We start from the raw sequence: 15,012 nt of genomic DNA on the forward strand, positions 1-15,012 counted from the left end.
CAAAAACGGCCCTTTGCAGGGCCGTTTTTCATGTGGCGGGCTGCGTCTGGCGGGACCAGAACAAGGGCTGCCAGCCCTGCTGTGCCGCCACGGCGGCCAGCTTGGGGTCGGCATTCACCGTGTAAGCTACCTCCACCGCCTGCAATAGCGGCACATCGTTGATGGAGTCGCTGTAACCGTGGCTGCCGGCCAGGCTCTGGCCATGCTGTTGCAGCCATTGTTGCAGGCGGATCACCTTGCCTTGCTGGTAGGTCATCACCCCGCTGGTGTTGCCGGTATAGCAGCCGGCCTCGGTGGCCAGCTGGATGGCCAGGAAATCATCCGCCCCCAGAAAGCGCGAGATCGGCCCCACCAGATGTTCGCCGGTGGCGGAGATCACCAGCAGGGTGCGCCCCTCGGCCTTGTAGCGTGCCAGTGTGTCGCGTGCCTGATCGAACACGATGGGGGCGATGATGTCGGCAATGAAACGCTCCACCCACTCGGCCACTTCCTCCACGCTGCGCCCCTGCATCGGCTGCAGGGTGAAGTCCATGTAGTCCTCCATGCGCAGTTCGCCACGGCGGTAGGCGGCCATCAGCTTGGCCTCGCGCGGCAGCATGTCGGCGGCGGCCAGACCATGTTGCACCATGAATTGCAGCCACAGGCTGGAGCTGTCGCCGTCGGTGAGGGTGTCGTCCAGATCGAAAATGGCCAGCATCAACGCACCTCGCGCATGTCGTCACGGCTGATTTGCAAGCGCACCTCGGTGCCGGCCGGCATCAGGTCGCTGGCGGTGCGGTTCAGCCGGTCCACCTGCAGGGTGACGCCCGCGCTTTCAATCTGGTAGCGGATGATATTGCCCAGCAACTGGTGCTGGCGGATGGTGCCGGCCAGGGTGTCGGCCTGCTGGCTGTGGGCATCCAGCACGTGGATGGATTCCGGGCGGATGGCCAGATGACCGTTGATGTTCAGCCCCAGCAGGCGCTGACTGTCGGCTGCGCCCAGCAGATTGTAATTGCCCATGAAGCGGGCCACGAATTCGGTGGCCGGCTGGGTGTATACCATTTCGGCACGGCCTTCCTGTTCCACCTTGCCCTGATTCATCACGAAGATGCGGTCGGACATGGTGAGCGCTTCTTCCTGATCGTGGGTGACGAAAATGGTGGTCAGGCCCAGACGACGCTGGATGTCGCGAATCTGTTCGCGCAGGTTCTTGCGGATGCGGGCATCCAGTGCCGACAGCGGTTCGTCCAGCAGCAGGATGCGCGGCTCCACCACCAGTGCGCGCGCCAGCGCCACCCGCTGACGCTGGCCGCCGGACAGTTCGTGCGGGTAGTGGTTTTCCTTGCCGGAGAGCTCCACCAGCTTGATGACTTCCGCCACCTTGCGGGCAATCTCCGCGCCATCGCACTTGCGCATTTTCAGGCCGAAGCCGATGTTCTGCGTCACGTTCATGTTGGGAAACAGCGCATAGCTCTGGAACACCATGCCGATGCCGCGCTTTTGCGGCGACTGGTGGGTGATGTCCTCGCCACCCACGCGGATGTGGCCGGAGGTGGGGGTTTCAAAGCCGGCAATCATGCGCAGCACGGTGGTCTTGCCGCAGCCGGACGGGCCGAGGAAGGTGACGAATTCGCCCTGTTCGATGCTCATGTTGAAGTCGTGAACCACGACATGGTCGTCAAAGCGTTTGTGCAGATTATTGATGGTGAGGTAAGCCATGTGGTTTTCCTTGGATTCTGTCTGGGCTCAGGCCGTCTTGCGGGCCGGGCGGGCATTGCGGGCGAATACCTGGATCAGCCCCATCGAGGCCCAGGTCACCAGGAAGGCGATGATGGCCAGTGCCGAGGGCTCGTAAGCGCGGTTGGCACCGATCAGTTGCAGGTAGGGGCCAAAGGCCGGGCGGCCCAGCAGGCTGGCCATGGTGAATTCGCCAATCACTACCGCGAAGGTAAGAAAGGCACCGGACAGGATGGCCGACTTCACATTCGGGAAAATCACCTGCAGCAGGATGCTGGGCCAACTGGCACCCAGGCTCTCGGCTGCTTCGGTCAGGGTGCGTACATCAATGGCGCGCAGGCCGGCGTCGATCGAGCGGTACAGATAGGGCAGCGCCAGCGTGACGTAGCTGCACATCAGCAGAAAGTCGGTGGCGCGGTCATTGCCGGTCAAGGGCAGCCAGGCGCTGCTGTTGTACAGCTTGAGGTAGCCGAACACGATGACGATGGCCGGAATCACCAGCGGCAGCAGGGTGATGAATTCCACCAGCGGACGCAGGCGCGGCAGTTTCAGCTGAATCCAGTAGGCCGTCGGCACTACCAGCAGAATGCCGACGATGATGGTAAGCACCGCCATCAGCGTGGAATAGCCGAACGTGGCCTGAAAACCGGGGTCGGACAGCACCACCTTGTAGGCTTCAAAGCTGTAGCCGTCGCGGTTCATTTTCAGGCTGAACTCGAAAGTGGCAATCAGCGGTAGCAAAAAGTAAATGGTGCCGATGGCAATGGCCACCCAGGCGCCCAGTCGCGATGTCGATTTCATTCACGCCCCCTTTCGGCGCGGCTGCGCAGCCAGATATAGCCGGCATTGGACAGGCCGGTCACCACAATCATGCCCAGTGCCAGCGCATAGCCCAGGTTCTGGTCGTGCAGCACATCGCCACGAATCTGCGCGTACAGCAGGATGGGCACGATATTGAGCGAGCTGCCGGTCAGCGCATAGGCAGTGGCCACCGCGCCAAAGGCATTGGCAAACAGCAGCAGGGTGGAGCCCAGAATGCTGGGCCACAAAATGGGCAGGGCAATATGCCACCAGTAGGCGACGCTGCTGCCGCCCAGGCTTTCGCAGGCTTCGCGCCATTCGGCACGCAGGCCGTCAATGGCCGGGGTGACAATCAGCACCATCAGCGGAATCTGGAAGTACAGATAAGTCAGCGTCAGGCCGATGAAGCTGAGAATGGAAAAGCCGGTGCTGTAGAGGTCGAAGTCGGCATAGTTGCGCAGCAGTACCGTCACCAGACCCATGCGGCCCAGGGTGGACAAAAAGGCAAACGACAGCGGAATGCCGGCAAAATTGGAGGCCACGCCGGAGAAGGTCATCAGCGTGGGGCGAATCCAGGCGGGCAGGCCGCCCTGAATCGCCGCCAGCGCCAGCAACAGGCCGATCAGGCTGCCACCCAGTGCGGACGCCGCGCTGACTTCAAAGCTGATCCAGTAGGCTGACAGAATGCTGTCGTCAAACAGTTTGGCGATATTGCCCAGGGTGAAATGGCCGTTGGCATCCTGGAACGCGCCTATCATCAGCGTGGCGGTGGGCAGGATGAGAAATAGCAGGGCAAACAGGAAAAACGGCACCACGCCCAGCCAGTTCAGCGCAGATGGTGCCAGTCTCTGGCGAGCCGGGCCGGTCTCGGGCGGGCAGTGTGTGACGGAATCGGGTGAAGTGGGCATCCGTGGTGCAGCCTCGTAAAAATGGGGAAGCCCGGCATGGGCAGGGGTGCTGCCGTGCTGTTGTGCTGCCTGGTGGGCAGGTCGGGTCTGTCCCGGTGACAGGATGGGGTAAACGTCATGGCCGCCGCAGCGGCCATGACGGCAAGGCAGATCAGCAGTGCAGGCTTACTTGACGTTGCTGCCCACTACGCTGTCCCACTGCTTGGTGATGGTGGCCTTGTAGACCTCCTGCTGTTCCAGCGTGGGGAACACGGCCTTCTTGTAGTTGGCTGCGGCCGGCAGCTTGGACAGCAGGTCGGCCGGGACTTTCTTGCGGGCAGCCAGGTCGTTGAAGCGGCTGGGGTGGCAGTAGCCCTTCAGCCAGCCCAGTTGGCCTTCGTCGGAGTACAGGTATTCCATCCACAGCTTGGCGGCATTCGGGTGCGGGGCGTAGGCGCTGATGGCCTGTACGTATACGCCAGCCACCACGCCGGACTTCGGCACCACCACGGCCACTTTCGGGTTGCCCTTCAGGGTGTCGCGGTCGGCCAGGGCGTTGTAGTCCCAGCGCACGATGATGGGGGTGCTGCCCTGGGCCAGCGAGGCAGCCTTGCCGATTACCGGCACGAAGTTGCCGTTCTTGTTCAGTTGCGAGAAGAACTTCAGGCCAGCGTCGGCAGCCTTGGCCGGGTTGCCGCCTGCTTGCGACAGGCCGGCAGCGTACACGCCCATGATGGCCTGGTTGGCAGTGCGCGGGTCACCGGCCAGCGCCACGGCATTCTTGTATTCCGGTTTCAGCAGGTCGGCCCAGTCAGCCGGTACCTTCTTGATGATGTCGGTGTTCACTTCGAACGCCAGCACACCGTAGTAATCGCCGTACCAGTAGCCGTCCTTGTCCTTCACTTCGGCCGGAATGCTGTTCCAGGTGGACACCTTGTACGGCTGGATCAGACCGGCAGCCTTGGCTTGCGGGCCAAAGGACAGGCCAACGTCAATCACGTCCGGCGCCTGCGGCCCCTTGTTGCCCTTGTTGGCCTTGATGGCCTCGACCTCGTCACCGGAACCGGCATCCGGGTTCAGTTCGTTTACCTTGATGCCGTACTTGGCCTTGAAGCCGGCCAGCAGGTCGCCGTAACCACACCAGTCATGCGGCAGGGCGATGGTGGTGAGTTCACCTTCCTGCTTTGCTGCCTTGATCAGGCTGTTCAGATCCTGTGCATGCACAGCGGAAGCACCAATACTCAGTGCGGACAAAACAACTGCGGCCATCAGCTTCTTGTTCATTGGTTCCATCCTTTGGACTAGGTCAATTGAGCAGGGCGATCTTAGGCAGTGCAGATGACGAGATGATGTGCGGCAAGTTTCAGTTGCGTGTCAGTTGCATGAAGTCCTGGGAGCGACCTGTTCTGGTCATAAACCGACATGCTGTCGCGCGGCTGTCATGCTGGTCTGCTAAACATGATGCTGACGTTAATTTCTTGTGGACTAGGCCAGATGATGGCGACAGAAAATAATCAGACCCAGGTGGCCCAAATACGACAGTCCTTGCTGGCGCAGATTGCCGGTGGCCTGCTGCCGCCCGGTGCCAAACTGCCTTCGGAGCGCACCCTGTCGCACCTGTTCGACACCACCCGCATCACGCTGAAGGATGCCTTGCTGGCGCTGGAGGCCGAAGGCAGCATTTATCGTGAAGACCGCCGCGGCTGGTTTGTGGCCCCGCCGCGGCTGGAATACAACCCGCAATATCGCGTGCATTTCCAGCAGATGGTGCAACAGCAACAGCGGCGGGTGGACACCCGCGTACTGGCATCGCGCAGCATGGTGGCGGCACCGGAAATCAGCCAGCGCCTGCAACTGCCCGCGCTGGCGCGGGTATTGCAGATTTGCCGCCTGCGCAGCCTGGATGGCCGGGTGGTGCTGTATGTCGAACACTACCTGAAGCCGGAATGCTTTCCCGGCATCATGGCTGAGGATTTGTCACAGTCACTCACCGAGCTGTACCAGACGCGCTATGGCCTGCAGTACCGCCGCTCCCGTTTCGACATCACCCCCACCGCCGCCCGTGGCGAGGTGGCGCAGGCACTGATGCTGGCCGAGGGCTCGCCCATCCTGCGTATTGCCCGCGTCAATTACGACCAGAACCAGCGCATCATCGACTGCGATATCGAATACTGGCGGCACGATGCCATCCGCGTCACGGTGGACAGCCAGCCGCAGGCCTGAGCCGTGTGCAGCGCCATATCATCATGCCATTGGCCTGAATGGCTGGTTTTCAGTGCGAAAAAGGCATGAATTAACAATTGCACACATTTCCATTACAAATGCTTACCAAGCGATACAGCCGGGCAACAGACTCGCCGCAAGCTCGGGGGCATGCTTCTCATCGTTCCCATTTGTGGAGAGACCCCGATGAAACCCCGCATGTCCCAAAGCGCGCACTGGCTGCTGCTGGCCATGGCCACGCTCAGCCTGAGCGCCTGTGTTGTCACCCCCACCCGCACCCAGGTGGTGTATAAGCCGGTGGCGCTTGCCCCGCACTGGAATCCGGCCGAGCACCCGTATTACAGCCATGCGATGAGCGATCTGCGCCAGGCGCGTGCCTTGCTGGCGCGGCCGGATGTGCAGCCGGTACAGGATGATGAGCGCTGGGCTGTCGGTGCCATTGATGCCGCACTGAAGGAAATGACCCAGGCCTCCATTCAGGATGGCAAGAACCCCTGGCAGATTCCCGGCCCCGACGCCCGGCTAAGTCCTACCGACCGCTTCCATCAGGCGCTGCAATTATTGGAACAGGCGCGGCGTGATGCCAGCCATCGCGAGGACGACCCCTGGGTGCGCGAGCTGCAAGGCCGCATCCTGCGCCATATTGATGACGCCCACCGTGCCACCCAGCAGGCCATTGCCGACGCACTGCGTTGAGCCAACTGCGGATTGCGCTTTGCCGTAACAATAAAAAAACCGCTTGTACGCAAGGAGAGTGATCATGTTGACCCTGAAGAAATCCGTAGCCGGCCTGCTGCTGGCTGGTGCTGCCCTGCTGGCTGCTTCGGCAGCACAGGCTGACGACTGGCACGATAATGGCTGGCACCCCGACATGCGCCAGGACTGGCACGAAGGCATGCCCTGGCGTTTTGAGCAGCACCACTGGCACCCGGATGAGCATCCTTATTACATGCACGCCATGACCGACCTGCGCCTGGCGCGTGATCTGCTGGCCCGCCCGGATCAACCGCAGGTGGAGCAGGGCGAACACCGCGCGGTGGACGCCATCAACCAGGCCTTGCATGCCATGCACGATGCGGCCATTGATGATGGCAAGAACCCCTTCCAGCGCCTGCCGCCGGATGCCCAGTATCGCCCGGACGACCGTTTCCACCAGGCCCTGCGCCTGCTGGACAAGGCGCGGCAGGATGCCAGCCATGAAGAGGACGACCCCTATCTGCGCGGCCTGCAGCATTACATCATCGCTCAGATCGGCAGCGCCCAGCATGCAGTGAATGAGGCCATCGGCGAAGCATTGCGCTAAGCCGCTTGCCGTCTGCCAGCCCCCGTCACAGCCATGCTGTCGCGGGGGTTTTGTCATTGCCGCGATGCCGCAGACCGGCGGGTTTTGCGCTACCATGCCGGCTGTTTGATGTTGACCAAGGATGCAACCATGACCCGCCTGCTCATCCTCTATACCGGTGGCACCATCGGCATGGACCACACCCCGGAAGGCCTGGCCCCGGTTCCCGGCCTGCTGCCGCGCCTGCTGGAGCGCTTCCGTACCCCGGCACTGGACTTTGACGTGGTGGAATACCCGCAACTGATCGACTCCTCAGCCATTGTCCCGGCCCAGTGGCAGCAACTGATTGACGATCTGGCCACGCGCTACGCCGCGTATGACGGCTTTGTGGTGATTCATGGCACCGACACCATGGCCTACACCGCCAGCGTGCTGGCCTTTGCCCTGCAAGGCCTGGCCAAGCCGGTGATTGTCACCGGTGCGCAACTGCCGCTGGTCCACCCGCGTTCGGATGGCTGGAGCAATCTGGCCGATGCGCTGGAAGCCGCCAGCCAGCCGGACCTGCACGAAGTGTGCATTGCCTTCAACCGCCTGCTGCTGCGCGGCTGCCGCGCCCGCAAGCTGGATGCCGCCAGCTTTGCCGGTTTTGACAGCCCCAATGCCCCGGCCTTGGCCCGCTTTGGCATTCAGGCCCACTGGCAGCGCCAGCACTGGCTGCGTGCCAGCCAGCCTTTCCAGCCGGTGGCGCTGGATGTTTCGCTCAAGCTGGCCAGCTTCTTCCTGACGCCGGGCTATGCCAGCACGCTGGCCGGACAGGCCATGCAGGAGGGCGGACTGGATGCCGCGGTGCTGATGAGCTATGGCAATGGCAACACCCCGGCCGACCCGGTACTGCTGGATGGTGTGGCGGCGCTCACTGCCCGTGGTGGCGCAGTCCTGAATATCAGCCAGGTGGTGCATGGCGCGGTGGAAGTGGGTGCTTATGCCGCCAGCCAGCCGCTGGCCCGTGCCGGTGCCATTGCCGGTGCCGACCTCACGCCGGAGGCGGCCACGGCCAAGCTGCTGGTATTGCTGTCGCAAGGCCTGCGTGGCGATGCGCTGCGCCAGCAATTGTCTACGGTGCTGGTGAGCGAGAGCAGCTAGCAGCGCATCGTGCTCAGCCATGCAAGGCGTGCCAGCGGCACGCCTTTTTTATTGCTCAGTAGTGTGGAAATTGACTAAAAAATAAGCGGTGTTGAATTTTCCTGTATCTTCAATGATTTGCCGCATTTATCCACATCCCCTCCACATGGCGGTACACGGCTGGCGTGGAAAACTACCGGAATTGCTCAAAAAACAGGCAGTGTTGCAAAGTCGTTTCAATCTCAGTGACTTAGCTGTCTTGTCCACAGACCACACACAAGCCTGTCCCCGCTGCTTGTGTAAAAACAGCAGCCACGCTGCTTGTGCTGGTGCGCCGGGCCAGCCGCATCCACCAGAAGCTGCTTTGCTCAAAAAATAAGCAGTAAATAAAAAGTACCGCGGATTCATGCACTTGCCCCACTTGCCCACAGGCGATGCACAAGCCTGTCCCCGCGTGGTGTGTAAAACCCTTGTCTGGCTTGCATTCCGCTGGATTTTGGCCCTTGTGAGGCCATGACAGGGCGGGGGGAGGGCGATGCGGGCCGGCAGGCGTGATGATTGCCTAAAAAACAGGCAGTGTTGAAAAAAATTGGCAGATCATGCACTTAGCGCATTTGCCCACAGACGGTACACAAGGCTTTCCCCGGCGGATGTGCAAAAATACCGGCCAGACGGGAAAACGGCCCGGATGGCAGGCTGGCAGCGGGCAGCCGTTTGTGAACGGATATTTGCCTAAAAAACAGGCAATGGCAAAAAGCCATTGTGGTATCAGCCACTTGCCGCTGTTTTCCACAGCTCGCGCACAGGGCTGTCCCCGCCAATGGTGAGAAAAGCGCTTTGTCCGGCACAAAACGTCGGCAAGACTACTGGCAGCGGGGCAAGCCGACGTATAATTACACTCTTTGGCAGCAGGTTTGCCGTGAGCATCATTCACCGAATCGCCGTGGTCGGGCCGGAGTCCTGTGGCAAGAGCACCTTGTCGGCCCAGTTGGCCGCCAGCATGCAGGCGCAAGGCGTGCGTGCCAGCCATGTGACGGAATACGCGCGTGACTACTACGCCAATCGCCCCTACCAGGTGGCGATGTCCGACATCGAGGCCATTGCCCGCGGGCAGTTGCAGGCCGAACAGGCGGCGGCACGGCAGCATGACTGGCTGATCTGTGACACCACGGTGCTGACCTGCAAGATATGGGCGGAAGTGGCATTCGGGCAGGCATCGCCCGCCTTGTTGCAGCATTACCGCCCGCACGACTATGTGCTGACCCTGCTGACGGCGGCAGACATTCCCTGGCAGCCCGATCCGCTGCGCAGCCATCCAGCAGAGCGTGACTGGCTGCTGGGCTTGTATCAGGCCGAGCTGGCGGCGGTGGGCATTGTTCCGGTCTTGTTGTACGGCAGTGAACAACAACGGCTGCAGCAGGCTTGGCGTGTCATCCGGCAACTGCCGCAATGGCTTGATGGTTTGCCTAAAAAATAGTCAGTCAGCACAAAGTCCTTGGCATTCAAGGGCTTGTCCTGTTTTTCCACAGGCCGCTCACAGGCCTGTCCCGCCGCCGGGTGGAAAACCGGTGGTCACTGCCTAAAAAACGGGCAGTGACGGATTTTGCTTTTCGCTCAAACAGTTGCAGGCCTTGTCCACAAGCGGTACACAAGCCTGTCCAGAATGGATGTGTAAAAATGAAGGAAACCTTTGCCTTGCGTAATGACTACATCGCGCTGTGCGATTTGCTGAAAACCTGCAGCGTGTGTGCTTCCGGCGGCGAAGCCAAGCATTTCATTGCCGAGGGCAATGTCGCGGTGGATGGCGTGCAGGAGCTGCGCAAGACCTGCAAGATCCGCCCCGGACAAGTGGTTAGCGGCGACGGCTTTACCATCACGGTGGTGGCGGCCTGATGAGCGAGGCCGAACTGCCGCCGGATGAGGACCCGATGCCGCAGCCGCCGTTTGAAGTCACCGACGACATGTGCTGCGGCAGCGGTTGTGACCCCTGCATCCTCGACACCTATTACGCCGAGCTGCGCGACTACCGCAGCCGGCTGGCCGCCTGGCAGGCGCGGCACAACAAGGACGGACAATAAGCCATGGCCAGTATCGATCTGCATTTTCATTCGCATGCCTCCGACGGCGCCTTGCCGCCGGCCGAGGTGATTGCCCGCGCGGCAGAGCGCGAAGCCACGCTGGTGGCGCTGACCGACCACGACTGCACCCGCGGCCTGGCCGATGCCCGTGCCGCCGCCGCCGCCCACGGCGTGGATTTCCTCAATGGCGTGGAGGTGTCCGTCACCTGGAATGGCAAGCACACCGTGCATATTGTCGGTTTGGGCATAGACCCGGAACATCCGGCGCTGATGGCAGGCTTGCAGTCCATCCGCGATGGCCGGGTGCAGCGCGCACAGGAAATGTCCGACTCGCTGGCCCGCATCGGCATTCATGGCGCTTTCGAGGGCGCGATGGCGGTGTGTGAAAACCCGGAAATGATAGGCCGTACCCACTTTGCCCGCTTTTTGGTGAACAGCGGCGAGGTCAAGGACGTGCGCACGGTGTTCCGCAAATACCTGACGCCGGGCAAGCCCGGCTATGTGCCGCATGAATGGGCGCGGCTGGCCGATGCCGTCGGCTGGATTGTCGCTTCCGGCGGCATGGCGGTGATTGCCCACCCAGGCCGTTACGATATGGGCCGCACCCTGACCGAACGCCTGATTCTGGATTTCAAGGATGCCGGCGGCCAGGGCATCGAGGTGGCCAGCGGCAGCCACAGCCTGGACGACATGCACAAATATGCGCTGATTGCCCAGCGTTACGGCCTGCTGTCCAGCGCCGGCAGTGATTTCCATGCACCGGGCGAGGGCGGCCGCGACGTGGGCCGTACCGACGATTTGCCACCCATCTGCCAGCCGGTATGGCAGGCATTGCAGGAGCGCATCATCCGCGCTCCGCGTGCGGCATAAACCAACACTAAAGCACACACATGGCACAGTTTTTCATGATTCACCCGGACAATCCGCAACAGCGGCTGATCCGGGAAGCCGCCAACATCCTGCGTAATGGCGGGGTGGTGGTGTATCCCACCGACTCCTGTTACGCGCTAGGCTGCATGCTGGGCGACAAGAAGGCGATGGAGCGCATTCTGGCCATCCGCCAGATCGAACTCAAACACCACCTGACGCTGGTGTGTCACAACCTGTCCGAGCTGGCCAACTACGCCCGCGTCGACAACAGCCAGTTCCGCCAGCTCAAGGCCGCCACACCGGGAAGCTACACCTTCATCCTGCAGGCCACCAAGGAAGTGCCGCGCCGTACCCTGCACCCCAAGCGCGCCACCATCGGCCTGCGCGTGCCGGACCACAAAGTGGCACTGGCGCTGCTGGAAGAACTGGGCGAGCCCATCCTGTCCTGTACCCTGCTGTTGCCGGGCGACGAGGAAGCGCTGACCGACCCGTATGAAATCCGCGAGCGGCTGGAGCACACGGTGGATGCGGTGATTGACGGCGGCTGGTGCGGTACCGAACCCACCACGGTGATCGACATGACCGATGGCGTGGAGCTGCTGCGCCGCGGCAAGGGCGATCCGGCCATCTTCGGTCTGTAAACACCGCACTGGAACCATCCATGCCTGCCCCCATCTAGTGGGGATCAACGTTTTCCATTTGAAAAAGAAGCCATGGGCGATACCTCACAACTGATCCAGCAGATCAGCATTTATGCCTTGCCAGTCCTGCTGGCCATTACCCTGCACGAAGCCGCGCATGCTTATGCAGCCAAACGCTTTGGCGATGCCACCGCTTACATGCTGGGCCGCATGACGCTAAACCCGCTCAAGCACATCGACCCGGTGGGCACGGTGCTGCTGCCGCTGTTGTCGCTGATGATGGGCGGCGTGCTGTTTGGCTGGGCCAAGCCGGTACCGGTGAATTTTGGTGCCTTGCGCAATCCGCGCGTCGGCATGCGCTGGGTGGCGGCAGCCGGGCCGCTGTCCAACTTTGCCATGGCGGTGATGTGGGTCTTGCTGCTGAAACTCGCCATCGTGATGAGCAACAGCTATTCCGAGCCGCTGGCGCTGATGAGCAAGGCCGGCATCAACATCAACGTCACGCTGATGGTGCTCAACCTGCTGCCCCTGCTGCCGCTGGATGGCGGCCGCATCGTGGAAAGCCTGTTGCCGCCGGGCATGGCCTACAAGTATTCCCGGCTGGAACCCTATGGCATGTGGATATTGATCGCGCTGATCTTTACCGGCGTGCTCATGCCGCTGCTCAATCCGCTACGCCAGCTGGTGTATCATCTGCTCAGTCTCTTTTTCTAACTGGAATCCGCTCCATGTTTGCCAACCGCATCCTTTCCGGCATGCGCCCCACGGGCAGCCTGCACCTGGGCCACTACCACGGCGTCATCAAGAACTGGGTAGAGCTGCAATCCAGCCACGACTGTTACTTCATGGTGGCCGACTGGCACGCGCTCACCACCAATTACGACGACGTGGCCATCATCGAAAAGAGCATCTGGGACATGGTGATCGACTGGCTGGCCGCTGGTGTCGACCCGGAAAAGGCCACGGTGTTCATCCAGTCCAAGGTGCCGCAACATGCCGAACTGCACCTGGCACTGTCCATGGTGACTCCGCTGTCCTGGCTGGAACGCGTACCCACCTACAAGGACCAGATCGAAAAACTGTCCACCAAGGACCTGGGCACCTACGGCTTCCTTGGCTATCCGCTGCTGCAGGCCGCCGACATCCTGGTGTACAAGGCCGGGCTGGTGCCGGTGGGCGAAGACCAGGTGCCGCACATCGAACTGACCCGCGAAGTGGCGCGCCGCTTCAACAATCTGTTTGGCCGCGAACCCAATTTCGACGAACTGGCCCAGGCCGCTGCCAAGAAAATCGGCAAGCTGGGCAAGCAGTTCATGCAGCAGCGCACCGCCTATCTGCAAGACGGTAATGCCGAAGCCCTGCAAGCTGCGCGCGAGATTCTGGCCGCCAGCCAGAACCTGGGCGTGGCCGACCGCGAACGTCTGGCCGGCTGGCTGGAAAACAAGGGCAAGACCATCCTGCCGGAGCCGGAAGCCAAGCTGACCGCCGCCTCGCGCATGCCGGGCCTGGATGGCCAGAAGATGTCCAAGTCCTACGGCAACACCATTACCATGCGCGAATCGCCGGAGCTGGTGAGCAAAAAAGTGAAGGCCATGCCGACCGACCCGGCCCGCGTGCGCCGCACCGATGCTGGTAATCCGGAAAAATGCCCGGTATGGCAGCTGCATCAGGTGTACAGCGACAACGACACCCGCGAATGGGTGAAAAAAGGCTGTACCAGCGCCGGCATCGGCTGTCTGGAATGCAAGCAGCCGGTGATTGACGGCGTGCTGCGCGAACAGCAACCGATGTTTGAACGTGCCGAGCAATACCTGACCCATCCGGACCGGGTGAAGGAAATCGTGTTCGAAGGCTGCCGCCGCGCCGAGAAGGTCGCCAAGGAAACCATGGCTGACGTGCGCGCTGCGATGGGGCTGGGTTTCTAAAGCTTCAGCCTGGGCAGCGCTTGCAGTACAAGGCCGGAACGGAAGTTCCGGCTTTTTCATTTTCCGGGAGCGGTGATTACCCCAGACTGATATCCATATTGTGTGTCATGCGGCTTTTTCACGACCAGAAATTTGGGGGAGCGCAGAGTGCGTATATGGAGGTGAGTGGCAGGGAGGTGGCGATTCGAACCGGTATGCCCGATCCCACGTTGGCACGCGCCGACTGAATGGCCACGGGCAAGGTTTTAAGCCACCGCATGTCTGAGCGGCGCGACGATAGCACGCCGCGAGTTCGGTGGCGCCTTGGCCTTGGTCGGGCAGGCGGAAATACGCGGGCCGTCGAGGTCGCCTGGGCTTGCAAGGGGGCTGGCGAGGCAGCCCTGCCATACAATGCAACCACCTTGTCCGGCGCGAGCCAAGGAGCCATGGAGGTGGCATTTTGCTTTGCTGGCTGCTTAGTGCTCCAGTCGAGGCAAAAACACCTCCGCCAGCATGCAGCGGCAACTGCCGCCACCGACTGCTTCGATGGTGGGGATGGGGTTGACCACCGGCTGGCCGTGACGCTCCAGCACCCGTTGCTGTTGCGGGGTGAAGCCATTCCAGGCGCGCTGCGACATGGCCAGCAGCGGGGTGCCGTCCTGTGCCGCCAGTTGCAGGATATTGCCGCAAAAGTGCTGTTCCACCTGCTCATGACTGATGCGGATCACCTCGTGGGTGGATTCCAGCGCGGCCAGCACCTGTTGGCGTTGTTCCGGTTGATACAGGCTGTCGGCGCAGATCACTGCAATATCCTGTCCCACCGACATCATCACATTGCTGTGATAGATGGGGACGCCGTGGCTGTCGGCGGTGTCGAACAATTGCACATCGTCCAGACCGCGCAAGCGGGCATAGCGGTACAGCGCCAGCGGATGGCAGCGCTGTGAGCGGGCGGCATACACCCGGCGGCGGGCATGGTCGAAAATCATCACGCCGGTGCCTTCCAGAATCAGCTCTTCTTCCCACGGGTGGCCCACCCAGCTGATCTGGTTGATCTGGTAATCATGTTGCAGCAACAGCCGCGCCAGTTCTTCCACCCGCCTTTCCTGCCGGCGGTTGGGCGTGTGCATGGGGTAGATGTGCAAGCTGCCATCGGCGCTGGTGGTAAACCAGTTGTTGGGAAACACCGCATCGGGCGTGGCAATGCCGTCCGGGCTTTTTTCCAGCACCATCACCCGCAGGCCGTGCTCAGACAGGCGTCGGGTCATGGTGTCGAACTCGGCCATGGCCTGGGCGGTCACTGCGGCGGCTGGCAGGTTCAGCCGGTGCTGGAACACATTGTCGGCGCCGGTCTGTTCGTTAAAGGCAAAGTCGACCGGGCGCACCATGACCACGGCGCGTGCCAGTTGCGGTTGCGCCGGGCGGTTCAGCGACAGCGGCTGAATCCAGGGCAGGTTCTGATTTCCCATGGTATGAATTCGGGGC

17 protein-coding genes are annotated in these 15,012 nt (G+C 61.7%); 11 read left to right on the plus strand and 6 right to left on the minus strand.

Going from position 1 to position 15,012, the window contains the following annotated elements:
• Positions 1 to 28: 28 nt before the first annotated feature.
• The 5 genes from DLM_RS01380 to DLM_RS01400 form a co-directional block, all read right to left on the minus strand.
• A complete protein-coding gene (locus DLM_RS01380; RefSeq protein WP_231959990.1) occupies positions 29 to 697 on the minus strand; it encodes an HAD family hydrolase in 669 nt (222 codons plus the stop codon).
• On the minus strand, positions 697 to 1,701 hold the full coding sequence (locus DLM_RS01385; protein ID WP_089084039.1) for an ABC transporter ATP-binding protein: 1,005 nt from the start codon (positions 1,699 to 1,701) through the stop codon (positions 697 to 699). The genes DLM_RS01380 and DLM_RS01385 overlap by 1 nt, the downstream gene beginning before the upstream one ends.
• Positions 1,702 to 1,728: 27 nt before the next feature.
• Positions 1,729 to 2,520, minus strand: a complete 792-nt coding sequence (locus DLM_RS01390; protein WP_045845566.1) for an ABC transporter permease — start codon at positions 2,518 to 2,520, stop codon at positions 1,729 to 1,731.
• Entirely contained in the window at positions 2,517 to 3,428 is a 912-nt protein-coding gene (locus DLM_RS01395; RefSeq protein WP_089084040.1) for an ABC transporter permease, read from the minus strand. Before DLM_RS01395 ends, DLM_RS01390 begins: the two co-directional genes overlap by 4 nt.
• A gap of 165 nt (positions 3,429 to 3,593) precedes the next feature.
• Complete coding sequence (locus tag DLM_RS01400; RefSeq protein WP_089084041.1) at positions 3,594 to 4,691, minus strand: ABC transporter substrate-binding protein; 1,098 nt, start codon at positions 4,689 to 4,691, stop codon at positions 3,594 to 3,596.
• A 210-nt stretch (positions 4,692 to 4,901) separates the two neighbouring features.
• Here DLM_RS01400 and DLM_RS01405 point away from each other — a divergent pair, with 210 nt between their 5' ends.
• The 11 genes from DLM_RS01405 (at position 4,902) to DLM_RS01455 (ending at position 13,548) form a co-directional block, all read left to right on the plus strand.
• Positions 4,902 to 5,630 carry a UTRA domain-containing protein gene (locus DLM_RS01405; protein ID WP_089084042.1) on the plus strand — a complete coding sequence of 243 codons (729 nt, stop codon included), beginning with the start codon at positions 4,902 to 4,904 and terminating at the stop codon, positions 5,628 to 5,630.
• Between the two features lie 198 nt (positions 5,631 to 5,828).
• Positions 5,829 to 6,326: a hypothetical protein gene (locus tag DLM_RS01410; RefSeq protein WP_145985747.1), complete on the plus strand. Its 498-nt coding sequence runs from the start codon at positions 5,829 to 5,831 to the stop codon at positions 6,324 to 6,326.
• A gap of 64 nt (positions 6,327 to 6,390) precedes the next feature.
• A complete protein-coding gene (locus DLM_RS01415) occupies positions 6,391 to 6,933 on the plus strand; it encodes a hypothetical protein (protein ID WP_089084044.1) in 543 nt (180 codons plus the stop codon).
• A gap of 129 nt (positions 6,934 to 7,062) precedes the next feature.
• The gene (locus DLM_RS01420) at positions 7,063 to 8,055 is read left to right on the plus strand and encodes an asparaginase (RefSeq protein ID WP_089084096.1); all 993 of its coding nucleotides are present in this window, start codon (positions 7,063 to 7,065) and stop codon (positions 8,053 to 8,055) included.
• 898 nt (positions 8,056 to 8,953) lie between these two features.
• On the plus strand, positions 8,954 to 9,511 hold the full coding sequence (locus tag DLM_RS01425; protein WP_231959991.1) for an AAA family ATPase: 558 nt from the start codon (positions 8,954 to 8,956) through the stop codon (positions 9,509 to 9,511).
• Positions 9,512 to 9,711: 200 nt separating this feature from the next.
• Complete coding sequence (locus DLM_RS01430; protein WP_089084046.1) at positions 9,712 to 9,927, plus strand: RNA-binding S4 domain-containing protein; 216 nt, start codon at positions 9,712 to 9,714, stop codon at positions 9,925 to 9,927.
• Positions 9,927 to 10,112 carry an oxidoreductase-like domain-containing protein gene (locus DLM_RS01435; RefSeq protein ID WP_231959992.1) on the plus strand — a complete coding sequence of 62 codons (186 nt, stop codon included), beginning with the start codon at positions 9,927 to 9,929 and terminating at the stop codon, positions 10,110 to 10,112. Before DLM_RS01430 ends, DLM_RS01435 begins: the two co-directional genes overlap by 1 nt.
• Positions 10,113 to 10,115: 3 nt before the next feature.
• Entirely contained in the window at positions 10,116 to 10,982 is an 867-nt protein-coding gene (locus tag DLM_RS01440; RefSeq protein WP_089084047.1) for a 3',5'-nucleoside bisphosphate phosphatase, read from the plus strand.
• Between the two features lie 20 nt (positions 10,983 to 11,002).
• On the plus strand, positions 11,003 to 11,623 hold the full coding sequence (locus DLM_RS01445; protein ID WP_089084048.1) for an L-threonylcarbamoyladenylate synthase: 621 nt from the start codon (positions 11,003 to 11,005) through the stop codon (positions 11,621 to 11,623).
• Positions 11,624 to 11,695: 72 nt separating this feature from the next.
• Positions 11,696 to 12,337 (plus strand): site-2 protease family protein, encoded by a 642-nt coding sequence (locus DLM_RS01450; RefSeq protein WP_089084049.1) that lies wholly within the window; start codon positions 11,696 to 11,698, stop codon positions 12,335 to 12,337.
• 14 nt (positions 12,338 to 12,351) lie between these two features.
• Positions 12,352 to 13,548: a tryptophan--tRNA ligase gene (locus DLM_RS01455; protein ID WP_089084050.1), complete on the plus strand. Its 1,197-nt coding sequence runs from the start codon at positions 12,352 to 12,354 to the stop codon at positions 13,546 to 13,548.
• A gap of 455 nt (positions 13,549 to 14,003) precedes the next feature.
• On the opposite strand, the gene DLM_RS01460 is transcribed toward DLM_RS01455, so the two are convergent.
• Positions 14,004 to 14,996: an arginine deiminase-related protein gene (locus tag DLM_RS01460; protein ID WP_089084051.1), complete on the minus strand. Its 993-nt coding sequence runs from the start codon at positions 14,994 to 14,996 to the stop codon at positions 14,004 to 14,006.
• Positions 14,997 to 15,012 lie beyond the last annotated feature (16 nt).

The organism is Aquitalea magnusonii, from assembly GCF_002217795.2.
Classification (GTDB): Bacteria; Pseudomonadota; Gammaproteobacteria; order Burkholderiales; family Chromobacteriaceae; genus Aquitalea; species Aquitalea magnusonii_B.